Source organism: Bacteroidota bacterium, assembly GCA_039111535.1.
Lineage (GTDB): Bacteria > Bacteroidota > Rhodothermia > Rhodothermales > JAHQVL01 > JBCCIM01.
The window spans coordinates 25,963-46,816 of the sequence record JBCCIM010000022.1 but is presented as its reverse complement, the minus strand read 5'-3'; the positions used below and the strand labels follow the sequence as shown (position 1 = coordinate 46,816).

Annotated in this window: 16 protein-coding genes; 6 read left to right on the top strand and 10 right to left on the bottom strand. The window is 52.4% G+C overall.

The genetic code is table 11. The features are described from left to right. Positions 1 to 22 precede the first annotated feature (22 nt). From AAF564_05860 to AAF564_05850, 3 genes are all read right to left on the bottom strand, one after another. Positions 23 to 601 (bottom strand): TIGR00730 family Rossman fold protein, encoded by a 579-nt coding sequence (locus AAF564_05860; GenBank protein MEM8485052.1) that lies wholly within the window; start codon positions 599 to 601, stop codon positions 23 to 25. After that, a complete protein-coding gene (locus AAF564_05855) occupies positions 598 to 1,722 on the bottom strand; it encodes a TRAP transporter substrate-binding protein (GenBank protein ID MEM8485051.1) in 1,125 nt (374 codons plus the stop codon). The genes AAF564_05860 and AAF564_05855 overlap by 4 nt, the downstream gene beginning before the upstream one ends. Positions 1,723 to 1,834: 112 nt before the next feature. Next, positions 1,835 to 2,392 carry a hypothetical protein gene (locus AAF564_05850; protein MEM8485050.1) on the bottom strand — a complete coding sequence of 186 codons (558 nt, stop codon included), beginning with the start codon at positions 2,390 to 2,392 and terminating at the stop codon, positions 1,835 to 1,837. A gap of 306 nt (positions 2,393 to 2,698) precedes the next feature. Between AAF564_05850 and AAF564_05845 the strand changes: the two genes are divergently transcribed. Both AAF564_05845 and AAF564_05840 read left to right on the top strand, forming a co-directional pair. Then, positions 2,699 to 4,036, top strand: coding sequence for a hypothetical protein (locus AAF564_05845; protein ID MEM8485049.1), 1,338 nt, complete (start codon positions 2,699 to 2,701; stop codon positions 4,034 to 4,036). 47 nt (positions 4,037 to 4,083) lie between these two features. Next, on the top strand, positions 4,084 to 5,226 hold the full coding sequence (locus AAF564_05840; protein ID MEM8485048.1) for a hypothetical protein: 1,143 nt from the start codon (positions 4,084 to 4,086) through the stop codon (positions 5,224 to 5,226). A gap of 4 nt (positions 5,227 to 5,230) precedes the next feature. On the opposite strand, the gene AAF564_05835 is transcribed toward AAF564_05840, so the two are convergent. Next, positions 5,231 to 5,668 (bottom strand): peptidylprolyl isomerase, encoded by a 438-nt coding sequence (locus tag AAF564_05835; protein ID MEM8485047.1) that lies wholly within the window; start codon positions 5,666 to 5,668, stop codon positions 5,231 to 5,233. Positions 5,669 to 5,893: 225 nt separating this feature from the next. Here AAF564_05835 and AAF564_05830 point away from each other — a divergent pair, with 225 nt between their 5' ends. The 3 genes from AAF564_05830 to rbsK all read left to right on the top strand — a co-directional run bounded on the left by AAF564_05830 (position 5,894) and on the right by rbsK (position 10,328). After that, positions 5,894 to 6,964 (top strand): dipeptidase, encoded by a 1,071-nt coding sequence (locus tag AAF564_05830; GenBank protein MEM8485046.1) that lies wholly within the window; start codon positions 5,894 to 5,896, stop codon positions 6,962 to 6,964. Between the two features lie 253 nt (positions 6,965 to 7,217). Further along, the gene (locus tag AAF564_05825) at positions 7,218 to 9,353 is read left to right on the top strand and encodes a CheR family methyltransferase (GenBank protein ID MEM8485045.1); all 2,136 of its coding nucleotides are present in this window, start codon (positions 7,218 to 7,220) and stop codon (positions 9,351 to 9,353) included. Between the two features lie 57 nt (positions 9,354 to 9,410). Beyond that, positions 9,411 to 10,328 (top strand): ribokinase, encoded by a 918-nt coding sequence (rbsK, locus tag AAF564_05820; GenBank protein ID MEM8485044.1) that lies wholly within the window; start codon positions 9,411 to 9,413, stop codon positions 10,326 to 10,328. An 18-nt stretch (positions 10,329 to 10,346) separates the two neighbouring features. Here the strand turns inward: rbsK and AAF564_05815 are convergent, their stop codons facing one another. From AAF564_05815 to AAF564_05805, 3 genes are all read right to left on the bottom strand, one after another. Next, positions 10,347 to 10,739: a DUF1801 domain-containing protein gene (locus tag AAF564_05815; protein ID MEM8485043.1), complete on the bottom strand. Its 393-nt coding sequence runs from the start codon at positions 10,737 to 10,739 to the stop codon at positions 10,347 to 10,349. A gap of 213 nt (positions 10,740 to 10,952) precedes the next feature. Next, positions 10,953 to 12,434 (bottom strand): DUF1501 domain-containing protein, encoded by a 1,482-nt coding sequence (locus tag AAF564_05810; GenBank protein MEM8485042.1) that lies wholly within the window; start codon positions 12,432 to 12,434, stop codon positions 10,953 to 10,955. After that, entirely contained in the window at positions 12,434 to 14,833 is a 2,400-nt protein-coding gene (locus AAF564_05805) for a PSD1 and planctomycete cytochrome C domain-containing protein (GenBank protein ID MEM8485041.1), read from the bottom strand. Before AAF564_05805 ends, AAF564_05810 begins: the two co-directional genes overlap by 1 nt. 255 nt (positions 14,834 to 15,088) lie before the next feature. On the opposite strand from AAF564_05805, the gene AAF564_05800 reads away from it, so the two are divergent. After that, positions 15,089 to 17,281, top strand: coding sequence for a VIT domain-containing protein (locus AAF564_05800; protein ID MEM8485040.1), 2,193 nt, complete (start codon positions 15,089 to 15,091; stop codon positions 17,279 to 17,281). A gap of 36 nt (positions 17,282 to 17,317) precedes the next feature. Here the strand turns inward: AAF564_05800 and AAF564_05795 are convergent, their stop codons facing one another. The 3 genes from AAF564_05795 to AAF564_05785 form a co-directional block, all read right to left on the bottom strand. Beyond that, complete coding sequence (locus tag AAF564_05795) at positions 17,318 to 17,947, bottom strand: trimeric intracellular cation channel family protein (protein MEM8485039.1); 630 nt, start codon at positions 17,945 to 17,947, stop codon at positions 17,318 to 17,320. 4 nt (positions 17,948 to 17,951) lie between these two features. Further along, positions 17,952 to 19,559, bottom strand: coding sequence for a M1 family metallopeptidase (locus AAF564_05790; protein MEM8485038.1), 1,608 nt, complete (start codon positions 19,557 to 19,559; stop codon positions 17,952 to 17,954). 196 nt (positions 19,560 to 19,755) lie between these two features. After that, the gene (locus tag AAF564_05785) at positions 19,756 to 20,472 is read right to left on the bottom strand and encodes a hypothetical protein (GenBank protein MEM8485037.1); all 717 of its coding nucleotides are present in this window, start codon (positions 20,470 to 20,472) and stop codon (positions 19,756 to 19,758) included. Positions 20,473 to 20,854 lie beyond the last annotated feature (382 nt).

The following is a 20,854-nucleotide window of genomic DNA, read 5'->3' as shown; positions in this document are numbered from 1 at the left end:
GTCTTTGCAAGCAGAGTAGGCGCTAGGCGCTTCCGTCCGTTGAGATTGGCTCAAACGTCGAATTGATGTACACCATGGCTTCTCTCACGTTTTCTACAACAGTGAACAGCTCCGGGAATGAGGCTTTGACAAACCGCTTTTCAAGAAGCTCGCTGAGCAACGCAAGCAAAGAATTGTAAAATCCGTCGGTGTTGACAATCACCATTGGGGCATTGTGGTAGCCCAATTGTTTTAGCGTTAAGGTCTCCAGCAATTCCTCCAGCGTGCCTATGCCGCCAGGCAATGTGATAAAGGCCTGGGATTTATCGAACATCAGGGCTTTACGCTCTCGAAGCGAATCAGTAACAACCAACTCGTCAGCTATTTCGTAGGCGACGCCTTCACGGTCTTTGAGGGCTTGAGGAATCACGCCATACACATAGCCGTCGCTTTCATGTACGGCTTTTGCGATAACCCCCATCAATCCCACATTGCCGCCTCCATAAACAAGGCCGTAGCCCTGTTTTGCCATAAGCTGGCCGAGCAGTCGGGCTTCGAGGTAATAAATGTCGTCCAGTAAATTGCTGGATGAACAGTAAACGCAGATGTTTTTCTTAATCATGTAGCAGGAAGCTTGTCCCGAAAGGCATAAGTAGCATATGTATTCTCTGCTGCGGCAAACCATCGATAAGACTGTTCGCGGAATTCCTTGAAAGCAGTGAAGACTTTGTTATACGTAGCATCGGATGCTGCCTGACTTTCCATAATTTCGAATGCATGCTTTTCAGCTGCAGCCATCATGTCTGCCGGAAAAGGACGGACCTGTACGCCTTCTGCCAATAGCCGGGCAAACGCTGGTGGGTTCTTGGCATCATAGCTTGTTTGCATTGCCGTAGAGGCTGCTGTGGAAGCTGTTGTCACGGCTTCCTGGTAAACCTTGGGTAGTTTGGCCCATTCATCCTGGTTGATGTAAAACGTCAATGCGGGGCCTGGCTCCCACCATCCCGGATAGTAGTAATAGCGGGCAACTTTGTAAAAGCCGAGTTTTTCATCGTCGTACGGCCCAACCCATTCTGCGGCATCGATCGCGCCTCGTTCGAGCGCGGGGTACACTTCGCCGCCGGCGATTTGCTCAACGCCCACGCCAAGTCGATCCATCACTTCGCCACCCAGGCCCGGGATGCGCATTTTCAACCCACGCAAATCTGCCAGTCCGTTGATTTCTTTCCTGAACCAGCCGCCCATCTGTGTGCCAGTATTTCCACCGGGGAAATTGACGACATTAAAGTCGCTAAACAACTCTCGCATAAGCTCGAGTCCGCCTCCGTGGTACATCCAGGCATTCTGTTGCCGGGCTGTAAGGCCAAACGGAACGCTACAGTCGAAAGGCAGCGCCGGATTTTTTCCCTTGAAGTAGTAGCTGGCCGCATGGCCCATCTGTACGGTACCTTTTTGTACCGATTCCAGTACCTGGTCGTAGGGTACAATTTCGCCGGCAGGGTACACACGTATGTCGAATCGCCCATCCGTGAGGGCGTGCACGCGCTGAGAAAAAACCTCAGCTGCTCCAAAAATGGTGTCCAGCGATCTTGGGAAACTTGAGATAAGCCGCCAGCGCAGGTTTGGCTGGGTTATGATAGCGGGCGCATCGGCACTGCCGGTGGATTCGCTGCTACATCCGGCGACAAGTCCGCCTGCCGTAACGGCAAGCGCGGATTTTTTGATAAACTTACGTCTTTCCATCGTACACAAAGTGGGGTGTGCTTCCCGTCAGATCATTCCGGTCCGTTCCCCTCTATCTCCTGCACTAATGATCGTGTGTAGGAAGCAGGATCAATTTCTCAAAAGTCGTCAATTAAAAATAAAAAACAAAACCTGACGAGAGAATGTGTGGTGCAATTTCAACAATTCCTGCGTTGAATTCTAGCAGGACATCAACGTGGTCCAAAACGCTGTAGGAAAAGCCAAGGAAGGTCCACAGTGGCAGGTCGGGGTCGTCATCAACAATAAGGTCGGCATCGAGTCCGCCGTACAGGTCGACGTTTTTATTCAATGGTACCGTTAAGTTGAATGTCACATCGGCTGCTGGGTCATTAACGTAATGGCCGCCGAGTGAGAACGTGAAAGATGGCCCACTTCGGCGCAAGGTCCATTCAAAGTTGCCCCCGATGTAATTGTCCGCCTCAAAAAAGCCCGCACGCACACGAAAATTGGTGTTACTGCCAAGCCCGTATTGACCGTAAAGAAAGAGCCCTATATCGTTGGTGCCGCCATCCATGTAAACGGCTGGAGCAGCGCTGAGCGCAAAATCTCCCCCGGGGATTGTCGATGCTTTTTTTAGTACCTGTCCATGCCCTTCCTGGGGAAGTACAAAGGCTGCAAGTAAAAATAAATAAGCCAGAAGTTTTGACATGTGAAACGAAATGGTTTCTGTTTCCAGTTGCTGCCTGAACGGATTTGCAACCAGGCACAGTCGATACTAATCATGCGAATTATGTGCAACTAGATCGCCCCTGACAACAGATTTTTTTGGGATACGTTCCGTTTTTGAGCAATATTCGTCGCATTGGCACCGTTAACATGATACTTCTTTTGGAAGCATGTATGAAGACTTTGATGCGAGAGTTGGTACGTGCACTCATTTCCTGGAAGAACACATCATCAGGAAAATACAATTCTCCCGGCCCCGATATTCACAAACTTATGATCGGTGCATCTTATGAAACCAGCACATTTAATTCTGGCGGGCCTTGGGCTTGCTGTGGCTTCCTTTGGCGTATGGAGCGCTGTGGATAGCCCAAAGATTGTTACTTCTTACGACCTGGTGTCTTCGCCCCTAACCCCTGCTTCATTTCCTGTTACACAGCCTGCTGGGCAACCTGGCACCCATACCGTCTCTCCGGTTACGTTTATTCATCCAGACGAAGATGTGAAGCCTATGCCGGCTTTTGTTGAGCGTGGCCTTGCATGGCTTGTCGCAGCGCAGTTTGACAATGGTGGGTGGGGCGCCGGCGCGCACGCGCGGCAAGACATCCGTGACCCACGCGAAGTGCAGGTAGATCCTGCAACAACAGCGTTTTCTGCGATGGCGTTGCTCCGTGCCGGCAATACACTCGACAAGGGCCCGTACAGCGAAAACCTCGAAAAAGCGTTGTTGTTTATGGTAGAACTTGTTGAGGCGCACCCGAAAGAGGGGCCCAGCATTACATCCATATCAGGGACACAACCCCAGGCCAAACTCGGTCAAAACATCGACGTTTCGATGGCTGCTCAACTGTTTACCCGTGTTTTGCCAACGCTGGATGACCGTCCTGTACTCGAAAACCGCGTACGCGCCGTGTTGCAGACCTGTCTGGATAAACTGGCAGCCGCGCAGAGTGCCGACGGCAGTTGGAATGATCGGGGTGGTTGGGCTGCTGTATTGCAGTCTGCTATGGCAAACAACGCGTTGGAATTTGCTGATGAAGCCGGCGTTGAAATAGATAAAAAAGTACTCGAAAGATCGCGGGCGTACCAGAAAAGTAATGTGGATGCACAGACCGGCAGCGTTAAAACGGAAAGCGCAGCAGGAATCTCGTTGTACACCATTACAAGTAACCAGCGCGCTACAGCGAAAGAAGCACGCAAGGCACAAGAACTTGTTGAACAAGGCAAACGCGATGGTCGGCTCGATGAGGATGTAATCATGAGCCCCCAGGCCCTTGAGCAACTGGGTGTCGATGCTGAAGAGGCAAAACGGCTTGAAGAAGCCTATGCCCAAAATGTAGCAACGCGGCAAATGCTCAAGGATGACGAAGTTCTGAAAGGATTTGGCAACAACGGTGGCGAAGAATTCCTAAGCCATATGATGACGAGCGAATCTCTTGTGGTCACGGGGGGTGAAGATTGGGAAATGTGGTATGCTCGCTTACATAACCTGCTGGCCAGAATCCAGAACGAAGACGGAAGCTGGGCCGGTCACCATTGCATTACGAGTCCGGTTTTTTGCACAACTGCGGTTATTATGGCGATGCTGGCCGACCGTGATCGCGAACTGCTTGTGCAGCAGGCAGACTAATGAGGGCTGAGGGCATATATGTGTTTCAAAGCGGAGGAGTGGCTTTCTTGCCGCTCCTCCTGCTTTTTTTATTGTGTTGCGCCGACCCAAAGCAGCCGGCGTTGTTTCCTGAATATGATCAAGCCCTTGAACTCAAATCACGGGCCGCTGCGTATCTGTGGACGCAACAGGCTGATGATGGCGGGTGGCACAGCCGTACCCACGGTTTATTAAAAGGAGGGGCTGCCTATACGCCGTTTCTCCTCTATCATCTCCTTGAAGTAGCGCGATCACCATCCCGCACCCAAAAAGTAGCTACTGCGGATGCGCTACGTTTTATGCGGGAGCAAATCAATTCAGCTGGCGCCCTGGGTTTTTCAGATCCTTTGTTGCTGGAATATCCCAACTACGCCACGTCTTACGGATTGCGCGTCCTTACAGCAATGAGCGATCCTGTCGACAAAGATCGTATTAGCCAAATGAAGACGTATTTGCGTGCCCAGCAATTTGCCGGGTCGCGCGGTATTACTGCTGGGCACGCTGCGTATGGGGGCTGGGGATTTGGAGAGCAGCGTTTGGTGTATGGTCAGGTTGGGCACGTCGACTTGTCTCACACGCGTCGGGTGCTTCAGGCCTTGCGGGCAAGCGCCGGCACATATGACCGGGATGCAGCCAGCGCATTTCTCGCGCAACTCCAGAATCGACACTGGCTTGCCAGCGCTGACACGCTGTTCTATGATGGCGGCTTCCACTATGCACCAGCAGTGTTTCTGGCCAACAAAGGCGAAGTGACGCAAGCTGATAGTGTTGCCGTCTTCCATGGTTATGCAACAGCCACTTGTGACGGCTTGCTGGCACTCCATGCGTTGGGTGTTAACCACGATGCGCCGGCGGTACAGGATGCGTTAAGCTGGCTTGCACGACATGATACCCTAGCCTATCCCGCAGGCATTCCACAAGATACGCCTGCGGCTTGGGATAAAGTGATGTTCTTTTACCACCTGGCGGTTCGGGCGGAAGTGTATGCGACGTTTGGATGGCCCGATGGAAAGCGCACTGAAATGCACAACCTGTTGGCCGCACACGTCCGCGTAGACGGTTCGTACATGAATCCGCTTGGTGCGCCAAACAAAGAAAACGATCCGTTGTTGGCGACAACGCTGGCGCTTGCAGCGCTACACCATCTGACAAAGCCGATGGGTAGCCCGTAAGCTGTTATTCACCTGTTACGATATCAACCAGCTTGATTTCGAATGTAAGGTCTTTGCCGGCCAAAACATGGTTGGCGTCAAGCACGACAGCTTCGTCTGAGACTTCGCTGATTTTAACAACGAGGGGGTTGCCGTCTGGCTGGGTGAGTTGCAGTTGCTGTCCAACTTGTGGGTCGATGTGTGGCGGGAATTCACTCCTGTTTACGCTGATGATCAGGTCTTCCCGTACAACACCGTAAGCGTTGGCAGCTTCGATGTTAATGGTTTTTGCATCTCCTACTTCCATATCGAGTACGGCTGCTTCAAAATCCGGAATCAGCATGCCGCTGCCAACAGTAAACTGTAATGGATCGTCTTCTGTTGACTGATCGAAAATTGAGCCATCTTCGAGCTCACCGCGATAGTGGACAAGTACTGTATCACCACTTTTTGCAGCTGCCATTGCGCTACCTGTAATTATATGCTTAGGAATGAAAGGAGAAAAGCTTGTTGTCTGAAGAGGCCATTTATCTGATCACCTTCAGGCAACAAGCTTTTGACGTGTTCAAGACAGCAAATCATGCTGTAAGGGGCCCTATACTGCCCCATGGCTTGAAAGGTCCCATCTTGAGAATTCCAATTCACCCTGTCTTATATTACCCGCTCATCCTATAAATTATGCGGACTTATGGCCGAAAATATTCCAATTTTCGATGGGCACAACGATACCCTGCTCAATCTTCTCGAGCAGCACAGGGGGCAGGGGCGCTCTTTCTTTGAGGAATCGACAATTGGACACATCGATCTACCTCGTGCACGTAAAGGTGGGTTGATCGGTGGTTTTTTCGCAATGTTTACGCCGCCCCCAAATGTTGGCGCGAAGCCGGCAGTAGGCAGCGATCCTGCTTTGCTCGAGGCATACCTGGAAAAAGCGCGCCATCCGGTGGATCTGCATCATGCGTTGTCAAAAACGATGGCTATGGCGCGGATCATGTATGAGATCGAAGCTGCTGCTGACGGTCATGTTGCAGTTGTGCGCACCCTCGATGCATTGCATAGCGCTCTTGACAACGGCGCGCTTGCCATGATTTTTCATATCGAAGGCGCGGAAGCCATTGATGAGGGGTTGGATGCCCTGTATGTGCTTTACGAAGCCGGCTTGCGTTCGCTTGGCCTGGTGTGGAGCCGGCCCAATGTTTTTGCCAATGGTGTACCGTTTACTTTTCCTGGTTCCCCGGACCAAGGAGAGGGCCTCACCGTGGCCGGCGTCGACCTTGTTCGGGCCTGTAATGCGCTGGGTATCATGATCGACATGTCCCATCTGAATGAAAAAGGATTTTGGGATGTTGCGCGGTATAGTACGCACCCGCTGGTAGCAACCCACTCGTGTGTCCATGCACTAAGTCCCTCGCCGCGTAACTTAACAGACAAGCAACTTGATGCCATCGCGGAATCAGGCGGTATTGTAGGGGTCAATTATCATGTCGGATTCTTGCGTGCAGACGGGCAGCAAAATGCAGATACCCCGCTTGATGATCTGGTGCGTCACATCGATTACATGGTGAAGCGAATGGGCATCGATCACGTTGCACTAGGGTCTGATTTTGACGGGGCTACGGTACCAAATGAACTCGGCGATGTAACTGGCCTGCCCCGGCTGATGGCGCTGCTCGGTGAGCGTGGATATGCTGCTGCTGCCCTGAGGAAAATCGGATCAGAAAACTGGATACGCATTCTGGAGGCTACCTGGCCGGCATAACCTGCTATTGTGTCAGGTCCCTGGTTCGTAAGTGCAGTATTTTCATGTAGATATGCAGGGAGCTGGTCGGCGTTGTTAGATATTGGAACCTTCCTTCATAGTCGGCGGTAGTAGCGCAAATTTCTGAAACAGAGATCCTCTAGCACTTCCCCGGATTCTGTTTGTAGAGCCACTCAGGCTACAAATCATTTACCTCGTTTCGACACCCTTCTACCCCTCGGCAATCCCGTTAGCCGTAGCATACACCTCTTAGATGAACTCAACGATTGAAGTTTCTTCGTCGCAGGCACCGACGAAGTGGGAGCCCGGCTTTAAGCTGGTTTCCAAACCCAATACCTTTGCTGTATCCGACGTTTCGATCGTCGCGCAGCTCATTGGTTTTACCGATTCGTATTGGCCGCAGGATAAAAAGCAACAGCTGGATGCAGATCTGGCGCGCGAAGGCAATGGCCTGCGTAGCCTGCTGAACACCCTGCAGGATGCAACAGGGATCGACATATGTCAGCTTGATCCCACGCTGCTGCTGCGTCGCCTGGCCTGGCGTATGCGACTCAATGGCGTGGACGATCTTGCTACCTATGAAACGGTACTGGCGCATAACCCGGCTGAACTGCCAGCGTTACGTCGCAGCCTGCTGATTCGGGTTACAGACTTTTTCAGGGATCCCAATGTGTACTTTGAACTGGAGCGCGCTGTATTGCCTGCGCTCCTAAAAGCACCGGGTAGCCGGCTTGGTGATGACGCTGGGATGCGCATTTTGGTGACGGGATGTGGTACCGGTGAAGAAGCCTACTCCCTTGCGATGCTGGTGGAGGCGATGATGAAGCGGAATCGTCACCGCGTACCCGTTCGTATTCTTGGGAATGATGAAGACAAAAACGCACTCAACCAGGCGCGGCGTGGCTATTACCCGCACCTGGTTACGGCAGACCTTTCGCCGTTTTGTCTCGATCACTTTTTTGAAGCAACACGGGATGGATACCGCATCAACGAGAAAATTCGGAGCCACGTTCGCTTTGTGCACAACGAAACCGATGACGCGACCACATTTTCAGATCTCGATCTGCTGGTTTGCCGCAATCCACTGTTGTTCAGAAATAGCGACATCCAACACAAACTGATCCAGGCGTTTTACAGCCGGCTGCGTCCCGGTGGCTACCTTATGTTGGAGCCTACAGTACGGTCCGAAAAACTATCTACACTTTTTGAAGAGCTGGATGTGCAGCACGGATTGTATCGCCGACGCGATACGGCCGTAGCAACGCGGAAGCCGGCTGCTTCGCCAGCCATGCCGGCGCCATCAGATGTAGCAACGCCACAAGTTATGCCGTTAACCCGGTATCTGGAGGAAGAACTGTTCGAAACCAAAGAGCGGCTACGGCTCACGATCGAGGAGTATGAAACCGCACACGACGAGTTGGTCGATCAAAACCACAAGCTACAGACCGGCTTGCGCCAGGCCCTTCTCGAAAAAGACCAGATCCAGGCTGAACATGCCGCACTAAAGGACATGGAAGATGGCATTCTTCGGGCCAACAAAGACCTCAAAAATCAGAGTACACAACTGCAAAATGCCTATGCGCATCTTGAAGGGATTATCGCCCATAGTGGCATCGGGTTTGTGCTCCTTAACGAAAATGGAGGGGTGGAAATGTTTACACCTGGAGCCGGCAGCCTGCTCAACCTGACGCGATCAGATATTGGCCGGCCCATTTCTAGCGTTGCTTCTCCGTTCCATTGGGATTTTCCCAAAGCGGTCGCGTCTGTTGCCCGGTCGCAAACGGCCATCGAACGCAAAGCCTACAGCACCAACGACCGCTGGTATAAAATCCGGGTACAGCCGTACAGTTTTGGTGAGCAAGACAAAGGTTTGGTCTGCACCTTTGTGGATGTGACCGATCAGCATCGCGCCGGCGAATGGGACCGATTCAAAGCGGACGTGCTAAACCAAATGAAAGACGCGGTTGTTATCACAAATCAAAATCTACAGGTGACCTATCTCAATAAAGCAGCCATCGAACGGTACAATCTGTTCAATAAAAAGGCGATGGGTTGTCGGTTGGAAGATCTATACACCAGTGTATGGAAAAATGAGGCAGAACGGGAAAAAGCATACCGGGTGCTGGCCGAGAAGGGCCACTGGACGGGGACGCATTATTTGCTTCAGTTGAATGGCACAGAAAGCCGTGTCGAGTCTTCCATCCATGTTTTACGCGATCAGGCGGATGACGAAATGGGGATGTTGATGGTGGTGAGGGATATCCAGCACCGGGAAGAAGAAGATACGGGTGCATTGCGTCGTCTTATTTCTGATCTGGAAAAAAGAAACGAGGCCATCGACGAGAAACTCAGGCAGCAAAGCACTACTTTGCAGGAAGCTGATAAATAAGCCTGCCCCGAGGCGTGTTTTCTTCGGGGTATCATTCCCCTGGAGGCGCACTGCAACATGAATGAAGCAAAGATCCTGGTTATAGGATCCATAAACATGGATCTGGTTGTGCAAGCCGGCCGAATGCCTGGCCCCGGTGAAACCGTGATGGGTCACACCTTTGTTACTGTGCCTGGGGGCAAAGGGTCAAACCAGGCCGTTGCAGCTGCCCGATTGGGGGCACAAGTCCACATGGTTGGCGCGATTGGCGCAGACGATTTTGGAAATGAGCTGCGAGACGGCCTGGAAGATGAAGGGATTGATACAACCCATGTTGGCCGTGTAGATATCGCAAGTGGTGTGGCGCTGATTCAGGTTGATGCTCTGGGTGAAAACGCAATTACCGTTGTGCCTGGTGCTAACGGAGCAGTCAGGCTCCCACCCCCATTGGCATTTGATACGCTGCTGGCGTCCGCTGGCGTGGCGTTGATGCAACTCGAAATTCCCCTTGAAACGGTGGTTGCAGCCATACATGCATGCAAAGCGGCCGGCGTGCCCATCATCCTGGATCCCGCCCCGGTACCAGATGCCGGCCTGCCTGAGTTGTTGTACCACGTGGATGTGTTTACACCCAACCAGCACGAGGCAACCGTTTTAAGCGGAATACAGATCAAGGACCGCTCCACAGCTGAGCAGGCTGCGCGCTACCTGAAAAACCAGGGCGCACAGCGGGTGGTGTTAAAAATGGGCAGTGAAGGGGCGTATGTACTCGACACTGACAATGTGTTTGACCACGTTGCAGCGACTAAGGCGCCTGTAGTAGATACAACCGCGGCCGGCGATGCATTCACCGCTGCATTGGGTGTTGGATTGGCGCGCGGTTGGTCGCTTGTTGAAGCAACCCGGTTGGGGTGTGCTGCCGGCAGTCTTGCCGTCCGCAGCCGCGGCGCGCAGGATGCCATGCCCGTGTGGGATGATGTGGCCGATCTGTTGTAATGCCTGATCGCGTCTGGGCTATCGGCCCAGCGTTGCCCTTCGTTCTGCAATTGCTTCGCGAAGGAGCGTTTGGGTAGCTTCGTCTGATGCCTGCGCGAGGCTACGGATTTTTACATGGCGCAGTTTCTTGCCCGTTCCCTCCAGTAAACCATCCGGGTCACTCAGGATGGCGCCATAGAAAAAGCCGAGGTTTACATACCCGTTTCTGGGCATGATATACGCATAGGCTTCACTCATTTTTTTCGGACCGAGCCCATACGAAGCAGCGTTATCCCCTAGTCTGACAACTTCTACGGTTTCTGGGTGCAGATCCAGAATTACTTCTTTTAGTGAAGTGCAGATTGCCTGCAGGTCGGCGGGTATAGCAGCAATCAGTTCTTCGAAAGTGCCAAATTTGGTTGCTGATTTCATACGCTTGATGTGTCAATACGGCAGCGCTTCATAAGCGTACCCGGAAGCAAGCCCCCGGATGTTAGGCGCTGTGTTGCTAAAGGTAATCGGTATAGAAGTATACGGCCACGTCGGGTCTTCAGCAACCACTACTGGCTGGCTAAAACCAGTGTGACAATGCAAAGGACGGCAAATAAGGAAAGCATTCCGTTGCTCATAAGCTGACCGGCAGGTTTAGGTCAGAATCTGGTTGACTACCTTGCCGCTTACATCAGTTAAACGGAAGGGCCGGCCCTGGAATGGATACGTGAGTTGTTCGTGGTCAAAGCCCATCTGGTGTAAGATAGTTGCTTGTAAATCGTGTACATGGATCTGGCCATCAACCCCGTAGTAGCCGAGTTCATCGGTTTCGCCGTACGTAATGCCCGGTTTGACACCCCCACCGGCCATCCACATGGTAAAGGCTTCGCTGTGGTGGTCTCTGCCGTTAAACGGCGCCACCTTGCCTCCCCTGTTTTCGCGCATGGGGGTGCGGCCAAATTCTCCTCCCCAGACAACGAGGGTCTCTTCGAGCAGGCCCCGTTCGCGCAGGTCGCGCAGTAGCGCGGTCATCGGTTTATCAACCTCTTCGCACCGTTTTAGAAAGCCGCCTTCGAGGGCTTCAAATTCGTTGCTTCCATGCGAGTCCCACCCGCGATGAAATAGCTGAACAAACCGTACCCCCCGTTCTACCAGGCGGCGGGCAAGCAGGCAGTTGTTGGCAAAAGATGTGCTGCCTGGCGCCGTGCCATACGCAGCGTGGGTTGCTTCGCTTTCTGAGGCAATGTCCATTGCTTCGGGCACCGTCATCTGCATCCGGAATGCCATTTCATACTGTGAAATCCGCGATAGCGTCTCCGGATCGCCTATGGTTTCGTGCTCGATGTGATTGAGTTTGTTGATGGTGGCAATGGCTTCTTCTCGAACGCTGCGGTCGATACCATTGGGGTCCGATACGTAGAGTACCGGGTCGCCCTGAGACCGAAATTGCACACCCTGGTAAACGGAAGGCAAGAATCCACTCCCCCAAACACTTTTGCCGGCGCTCGGTGCTGATTGTCCTGAGACCAGCACGACAAAACCGGGTAGATTCTGGTTTTCTGAGCCAAGACCGTACGTTACCCACGAGCCAATACTTGGTCGGCCATGACGAGGGCTGCCCGTATGCATAAAGAGCTGCGCCGGCGCATGGTTAAATTCATCCGTATGAACGGCTTTGAGGAATGCGACCTCGTCGACTACTTCGGCGAAATGGGGAAATAGTTCAGAGACCCATGCGCCAGATTTTCCATATTGTTTGAAGCTCGTTTGCGGTCCGAGCAGTTTGGGGACGCCCTGGATGAAGGCAAACCGTTTGCCTTCAAGAAACGAGTCGGGGCAATCCTGCCCATCGTATTGATGCAGCGCTGGTTTGAAGTCAAAAAGCTCCAGTTGTGACGGCGCGCCGGCCATGTGCAGGAAAATGACTTGCTTGGCTTTGGGCGCAAAATGTGCAGCCCGCGTCATCAGCGGCCGGCTCATGTCCCGCGCCGTATCAGCAGTGTCAAGTGTATCGGTGCGACATCCCATCATTGAGCCCAGTGCAATCGACCCGAGTCCGAGTGTTGCGTCACGCAGGAAGTGCCGGCGTGTCAGGTACCGTTGATGGCGAGCAATAATCTCTTCGAAGTAGTTCATCACGGTTTATTAAGGAATTCGTCCAGATTGAGGATGACGTTGGCGGCGTTGATCAGTGCAGCTGTTGCAGGTTCTTGGGATAAAGTATCCGGCACAAGCGCGGTAATTGCTTCCGGGTGCTGGTCGTAGTGGGCGCGTGTGTTGTTGTAAAAAGTCTCGAGGGTATTGTGCTGCATTTCGGACGGTGGGTAAGCAAGGGCCAGTTGCAAGCCGTGATGCAATTGCTCAGCAGGCGTAGGGCCGGCTTCCTGTTGCATGCGCTGGGCAAGGCCAACAGCTGCTTCTACGTAAACCGTGTCATTGAGCACGACCAGCGCTTGTAAAGGCGTATTGGTACGGATACGCCGCGAAACACAGAATTCACGGCTTGGCGTATCAAACGAAATCATGGAAGGGTATGGACTGGATCGCCGCCAGTACGTGTAGAGCGCTCGGCGGTACCGATCTTCGTTTTTGGCGTTTTCCCAGCGCATCACGTTACGAATGACTTGCCATGTGCCTGCCGGCTGGGGGGGCATGACGCTTGGACCATACATTTTTTCGCTCAGGAGCCCGCCAACAGCCAGCGCCTGGTCTCGGATTTGTTCTGCGCCCAGGCGGTAGCGGGGGCCACGCGCCAGCAACCTGTTTGCTGGATCTTTTTCGAGCAGATCAGGCGAAACCGCACTGTCTTGCTGGTAAGTCGCCGACATCACAATCGTTTTGAGCAATGCCTTAATATCCCAGTCGAGTTCAAATTGAAATTCTACCGCCAGCCAGTCGAGTAATTCCGGGTGGCTTGGTTGGGCGCCTTGTGAACCGAAGTCTTCAAGGGTTTCGACGATGCCGATCCCGAATATTTGCTCCCAAAAACGGTTTGCTATTACCCTGGCAGTTAAGGGATTGTCAGCGTCAACAAGCCACTGTGCGAGCCCAAGTCGGTTCGACGGGTATGCTGGGCGCATGGGAGCCAACGAAGCCGGCACGCCCGGTTGGACCGTGTCGGCCAATACCAGCCAGTTACCCCGGTCAAAAAGCTGTGATGTTCTGCTGCTATCTGGCGGGAGCTCGCGCATTACGGGCGTTTTGGGAGGCGCAAGCGATTTTAGTCTGGCAAGCCGTTCCTGCCAGTTTGGTAGCTCCATGGCTTTGGCGCAACGGGCATCAGGATCTTCGCTTATGGCAATGATGCGGTCATAGCGTTCAACAAGCGAGGTTGCTGGATTATCCTTTTCTGCTTCGTTTACATCTATAGCACAGTTTTTTTCGAACCAGGAAATAAGTTTTTCCAGTTCATCCCGGTGTGCCGGGCTAAATGCGCGTAGCAATGGTTTTTCATGGCCTTTATCAGCATCAGCTGTGTTGTTGAAAAAGGCGTATAGCTCGTAGTACTCTTTGTGTTTGAAAGGGTCGTAGGGATGGCTGTGGCATTGCACGCAACTCATGGTGATGCCTTGCCAGACTTCAAAAGTAGTGTTGACGCGGTCGAGTACAGCTGTGACCCGAAATTCTTCGTCGTCCGTGCCCCCCTCGTCATTACTCATTGTGTTGCGGTGGTAGGCCGTGGCCAGGATTTGGTCGGTGGTAGGGTCGGGGAGCAAGTCGCCGGCCAGTTGCTCGATGGTAAATTGATCGAACGGCATGTTGTTGTTGAGGGCCGTAATCACCCAGTCGCGGTAGGCCCAGATAATGCGGCGTGGGTCTTTCTGGTAGCCCTGCGAGTCACCGTAGCGTGCGAGGTCAAGCCACATACTTGCCCATCGCTCACCAAAGCGCGGAGAGGCAAGCAGTGCATCCACAACTTTTTCGTATGCATCAGGATTGGTGTCTGTTGTGAAGCTGGCAACGGCGTCAAGCGTTGGGGGAAGCCCTGTGAGGTCAAGGGTTACCCTGCGGATGAGCTTTTCCCGAGATACCTGGGGCGCCGGCTTCAGGTCGTTGGCCCGCAGGGTTTCGAGGGTGAAGCCATCGATGCCGTTTTTAACCCAGTCGTTGCCCATGTTGGGCGGCTCGATATCGCGATCGGGTTTGATGTAGGCCCAGTGCGTTTCCCATTTTGCGCCGGCTTCAATCCAGTCATGCAGTTTTTCGATTTCATCGTTTGAAAGCGCGTCATGATCTGCCGGCATCCGCTCCTCGGGATCGGCATGGTTCACCCGTCGAATCAGTTCGCTTTCGTCTGGTTTGCCGCGCACAATCGCAAGTTCGCCACTCTCAGCTGGCTGGAAGGCTTCCTCTTCAAAAAGCACACTGAATCCACCCGATTGTTTGACCCCTCCGTGGCAGGCGATGCACTTGTTGTTGAAGATGGGGCGTATGTCTGCATTGTATTGGACAGGCGCCGGCTGCGTCCAGTAAAAAGCTGCAGCTCCAAGAAGCGCGAGCAGGCAGACAATCGGTACCAGGCGGCGGTAGGACATGGGTGGCTGTTTGTTATGCTGCGGGATATAAGAATATCGTATTTCTACCCATCAATTTCACTGCAAATCTTACAGGATGATGTGGATTGCATATTCAGGCACAGCCTTTGGAAATAAAGAAATATGCGGCCAAATTAGCCTGTTTTAACCGTTTTTGAGGGTGTATTGTGTACACGTCAGAAGCAGGTGTAAAAATAATCTACAGGGTACAGGAGGCCGGTTGATGTACCCAATCACGTGTTCACCCTGAATTCCATGAAAAAATTTATACGCACGCTGCTGATGCCGGCGCTAACCATTGCGCTGCTAACAATGACGGTGCTAACCGTGCCGGTGTTTGCCCAATCAGACTATAACCATCTGATGGTACTTAATCCCCAACGTAATTGGGATCAACGTCCTGGCACGATCGAAGAGGCTACTTTTTCTGTTAGGCCAAAAGGAATTTACGCAGAGGTAGGTGTTTACCTGACGTTTTCGTCACGCGGTGCAGCTTTCAGCGGGGCTGAAAATTTGGAGGTTGAATTTCGATTTGAGCTGCCAGATGACGCTATTATGACTGATTCCTGGCTGTGGGTAGGGGATCAAATCATGCGCGCCCAACTCATCGACCGTTGGACAGCAACAGAGATTTATGAGGGAATTGTCAACCGGAATCGTGATCCATCGCTGCTTACGAAGAAAAACCAGACCCAGTATGAACTTCGCGTGTTTCCCATGCGAAACGACATGCCGCGAAAGGTAAAGCTGACCTATCTGGTTCCGGTAGATTGGACGCTCACCGATATGCATATTCCGCTGCCGTTCGACTGGTTGGAGGATTCCCGGCATGAAATTGAAACCGTAAATATTCTCGCCTGGCCGGGTGAGCACTGGACCGCACCGCGCTTATTGGAACGTCCTGATGTCACTGTGGAAACGCTTAGTGACGAGGGTTTTGGTATGTATCATCGCATGCAACTAGAGCCTTCTGAGCGTAAGGGATTAACGACACTTTCTTTTGAAGCCCCCCTGGAGTCCGGTGTTTTCATGAGTAACCTGGATACTGAAGAAGACGGATTTTACCAGCTTGCCTATTTACCGGCCGTGTTTTCACTCGATGGCAATCCTCAGCGGAACGTAGCTGTGCTGATCGACTTCAGTACTGCCAGTACCACCGTTGCGTTGGAAGAAATGCTGCTCATCTTGCGGCAGGCGCTCAAAGATAACCTCGCGCCAACGGACCAATTTACTGTAATCTACTCCCAGGCTGATATACGACGCGCAAGCGAAACCTGGCTGCCGGCAACGCCTGATGCCATCGATGGGGTGTTTGATACCCTCGACCAGACCGTTCTTGCCAACTATTCCAACCTGCCGGCCATGCTGGCAAACGGTATCGCCTTTGTGAATGACCTGGGCGTAGAAGGCAGTCTGTTTGTGATTTCCAGTACGGATGCGTTGGGGGATAAACAGGTTTCCGACCGGCTGATGGCTGATTTGGTTGCGCTGAGTGCACCCGAGCCGCTGCCTGTGATGCTGTTTGCAGATCTTGCTAATGACAGGTTGACAACAACCCGTGATAATGGAATTTTTCATGCGGGTAATAGCTTGCTTTACGCTGCTTTGGCCCGGGAAAGCGGTGGTCAATTTGTGACGATCCGAGATGGCAAACCCCTTTCCACCCTTTCACGCGAACTGCTAGCCGGCGCTGACGGAGGCGTTGAGGCTTTCGACCTTTACGCGAGCTTGCAGAGCGGCTTTACGTACGGCCGCTTTACCCATACAACCAGCCAGATTGCAGATGTTATTCCCTTGCATTCAGCAGTTACCCAGGTTGGCCGTTATCTTGGTGATACACCGTTTGTTATTCAGGCCTCGGGTGTTTTTGATGCTGAACCATTCTCGAATCAAATTGATATCGTGGGTGAAGAAGTATCAACGTCGGACAGCACGCTGGTAGCGTATTGGACAGGCAATCAGATCGACGCGTTGGAGCAGCGTCAACAAGATGACAATACCATTGTGGACATCATCGAGTTTAGCCTGGGAGCCCGCGTAATTTCGCTGTATACCGCGTTTCTGGCGCTGGAGCCCGGCGTGAACGAGCAAGAACCCTGTGGGGATGAATGTGAAGACGAAACAGCACTGGTTACTTCTGTTGATGATGAAGTGCCAGGAGAGATGTCCGTCAATATTGATGCGTATCCAAATCCGTTTGTGTCGCATGTAACCATCACAGTGACCTTTCCTGAAGTGGTGGATTTTGAAGCGGTCACGTTTGAGATTTTCAATACGATGGGGCAACGTGTTGCGCTACTTCGTCCGGCTTCGGTAAATGGCCGCGTTGCTGAGTTGGTCTGGGATGGCACAACGGATGCTGGAGCGCCGGCGGCCAATGGCATCTACTTTTTTGTTATGACTTCTCCTGCAGGCCGGCATACACACAAACTGGTACTTGTAAGGTAGTTTTCCCCTCGACCCTGGGCCGGATGTGTGGAGTTGTCATCCGGCTCCGGGTTTTTTTCGAGCACGCGGCAGGTTTAGCCGGGAGAACATGGCAAAGAAACGCAGTCCGATTGTAATGAGTGCTGTTGTGATAAGCTGTGTGGTGGGGCCGAATCCTAGGGCGCCCATCAGCAAAAAAGATAACCCGCCGGCAAGTGCCGCAGTGGCATAGAAGTCCTTTTGAATTACAGCAGGAATCTCTCGGACTAGCATGTCTCGGATGACGCCGCCGCCCGTCGCCGTTAGGCCAGCCATCATGATGATGCCCAGCGGGCCAAGTTCGAATGAATGCGCCTTAGATGCACCAATTGCGGCAAATACGCCGAGCCCGATGGCATCAGCAATCATCATGCGGTGCCACCAGGGCTCAATGTGGGACGAGGCAAGAAATACAAGCAAGGCTCCGAGCGCACATACAATCAGGAATAGCTCATCCTGAAAAACCGCCGGCGGTGTAGCCCCCAGTAATACGTCTCGCACAATGCCGCCGCCTACCCCGGTTAAGATGGCAAGCACGATGATGCCAAGCAGGTCGAGGTCGTATTTGGTTGCTTTGAGTGCCCCCGAAACGGCAAATACAAAGGTGCCAATGAGGTCGAGGGTGTAAAGGGCAATTTCTGGATTCAACGGATTACTGTTCGTTGATCGTGATGCCGGCCAGCAACCAGGTTTTCGGGTCCAGTTCAACGGATGCCGGTGCTGCTTTAAGCGGGATTGCCACGGTTTCTGTTTTCTTTTCCAGCATCATCGTGGTTAAGGACATAGAACCGTCAGGCCTGTAGATGCCAATTTCCAGCGGTGTTTTGAACAAGGGGCCGTCCTGGGTTTGCGCAACGGTCAGGGCCAGTTCTCCTTTGTTTGCATTGTACGTCCAACTGGCTTCGATCATCGGCTGGCCCGGCTGGTAAAGCCATTGTTGGAAGAAAGAGGTTAGGTCTGAGCCGGAGGCTGCTTCCATGGCACGCTGCAAGTCGGCCGAGGAGGCATTGCTGTTGCGGTGCGATTTGTAGTAGAGCTGGATGCCGGCCCAAAACGCGTCGTCACCTATGGTATGGCGCAGCATGTGTAGTACCCACGCCCCTTTTTGGTAACTGTTGGAGTTCAGGTGCTGATTGGGGTCCGTGATTGTCGGGTTTACGAGCGGTGCATTTGGCACCCTGTTGTAAAAGCCGAGTACAGATTGACGTGCTCTTGCCATGCCTTCGACCATACGCTCACGCCCATAAGCGTGCTCCATATACAACTGCGTGAAGTAGGTAGCAAACCCTTCGCTGAGCCAGATGTGTTGCCAGTCCGATTCAGTTGCTGAATTGCCAAACCACTGGTGGGCTATTTCATGTGCCACAAGGCCTTCGTTGGTGCGTTCGCCGCTTATTGAGTTCTCACTGTAGAAGATGTTGCTGGCGTTTTCCATACCGCCATAGCGGGTTTTCGACTGAACATTGGCCAGTTTCTCGTATGAATAGGGCCCGATGTTGTCCTCGAAGAACTTCATCATATCGTGCGTGACGCCAAAGTCGTGGAAGCCGGCTTCGCGGTCTTGGGGATATACCCAGTGCTGGATCGGGAAGCCGTTGTAGGGTTCGTCGTGCTGGATTGCGAATTGCGCGGCACCAATGACCGCTACTTTGGTAGGGATCGGGATCTTGGTAGACCAATGGGTCAGCCGATTGCCATCGAGCAAGTCACTTTCTTCAATCATAACTCCGCTCCCAATAACCTGGTAGTGGTTTGGGGCAGTGACAATAAACTCCATCGTTGCTTTGTCTGATGGATGGTCATTTGAAGGAAGCCAGTGCCGTGCCCGGTTGGGCCAGTTGTCGCCAAAGAAGGTGCGCTCGCCGTATTTGTTTTTGGAGATGAACAAGCCGTCAGCCGGCGTTCCTGTGTAGCTAATCATAAAGGTTAGCTCATCGTCTTTGTTCGCGGGCGCCGGAAGGGTAATTGTTACGCGGTCATCTGTGTGATCGAAAGCAAGTGCTTCCTTGTTGTGCGTCACGGAAGCTATCCGCATGCCTGTACGCTCCGAGCCATCAATGCCAATCAAGTCGAGCGCAAAAGAGCCCACGTTTGATGCCGTGAATTTGACGGTGACGGCGGTGCGCCCGGTGATGTTATTACTCTCATCAGTCAGTGTCAGGTGAAAGGCGTAGTGCAAAACATCTATGTTGGGAGACTGTGCGAACGCGTATCCTGGCAGGAGCAACGCAAACAGTAGCAAGCTTTTCAGGTAGTTCATGTATCAATTTATCTGAAGAAATACGGCGCGTTGTTGTAAAGAACGCCAATCTACAAACAAAAAGATCCTAAGGAAAAAGAAAGTGCCTCAATAATTGGGTGTGTGCCTCACGTAAAATGGTACCCCATAAAAAAGCAGCGCAACCCTCGGGGAGTTACGCTGCTTGCAGTAAAATGGGCCGGGCGCTATTAAATTATTAAGACTCCGGTGTAGCGCTTTCGTCTCTGCGCAACAGCTGACAGTGTATACCCACCATCCTGATCTTCCCATTGTTCGAATTCTGTCGAACCCGGATACCCGTCATTACTTCCTGCGAACCGCATTGCAGGAAGGTTACATGGGGGTTTGTGCCAACAAGCTGTAGCCGGGGATAAGCCGGGTAATCGGTAATCGTTTCGGCTGTGTAATCTGGATCTGTGTAATCAGAAAGGATACCCTGATTTTCTGTTACATAGAGAAACTGCAAGTTCTTGACGTAATTATTGTTGGTGTGGGTGACTGCAAGTCCAATCGGCAGCTGCCCAGACTCCAGGTCAATAGGCTGCTCAGAAGAGCCGGTCCTGAAAGACAGGTAAGTTGTGAGTACGGTTGGATTCTGATTGTCGATCGGGCGGTGAAGATACTTGCCGCCAAACTCGATATGTTCAACGCAATCTACAATCAGCCGCGCCATAAACCGGTCTAAATTGGTTGCAGGTTCTTTGAAGCCGGCCAGGCCGGTCATCAAGTGATTTGCGCCGAACGTGTTAACACAGTTCAGTGAAAGCACGGGTTCATTTGGATCCTTGTTTGTGTCCCATATCTCGCTGGTGTCGATTGTGGGTTCGAGGATCCAGGTAACTGGTTCAAGTGATTTACAGCTTTGTATGCCAAGTAGAATGAAAAAGGAAAAGATGGAAATTTTTGAGTACATGATGTGTGTGCCGAGCGTGGATGCCTAATGGTTCAGATGATAATTGATAAATTCAACTATAAATGCGCAGGCACCCGGGCGTTTACGACATAGGCCGCTGATCTTCTAAAACCTATGGGTATAGTTTACCTTGATTGCAGCACCCGTTTCGAGGGCGCGCAGCAGAATCCTGGCAGGATCCATATAAACCGATAATCGGACACAAGCGCCCCGTCGCGTTGCTTTTTGTAGCCGAGAATACCTCCGGGGTTCACTATCTTTGAGATGGACGTCGAGGTACGGTACGTGGCCATCATAAACAGCATAGACTTCCGTATCTTCAGATGCCTGTGAGTAACAATGCAAGTAAACGCTTTTGAACAAGGACTGTGTTCATCGCAAC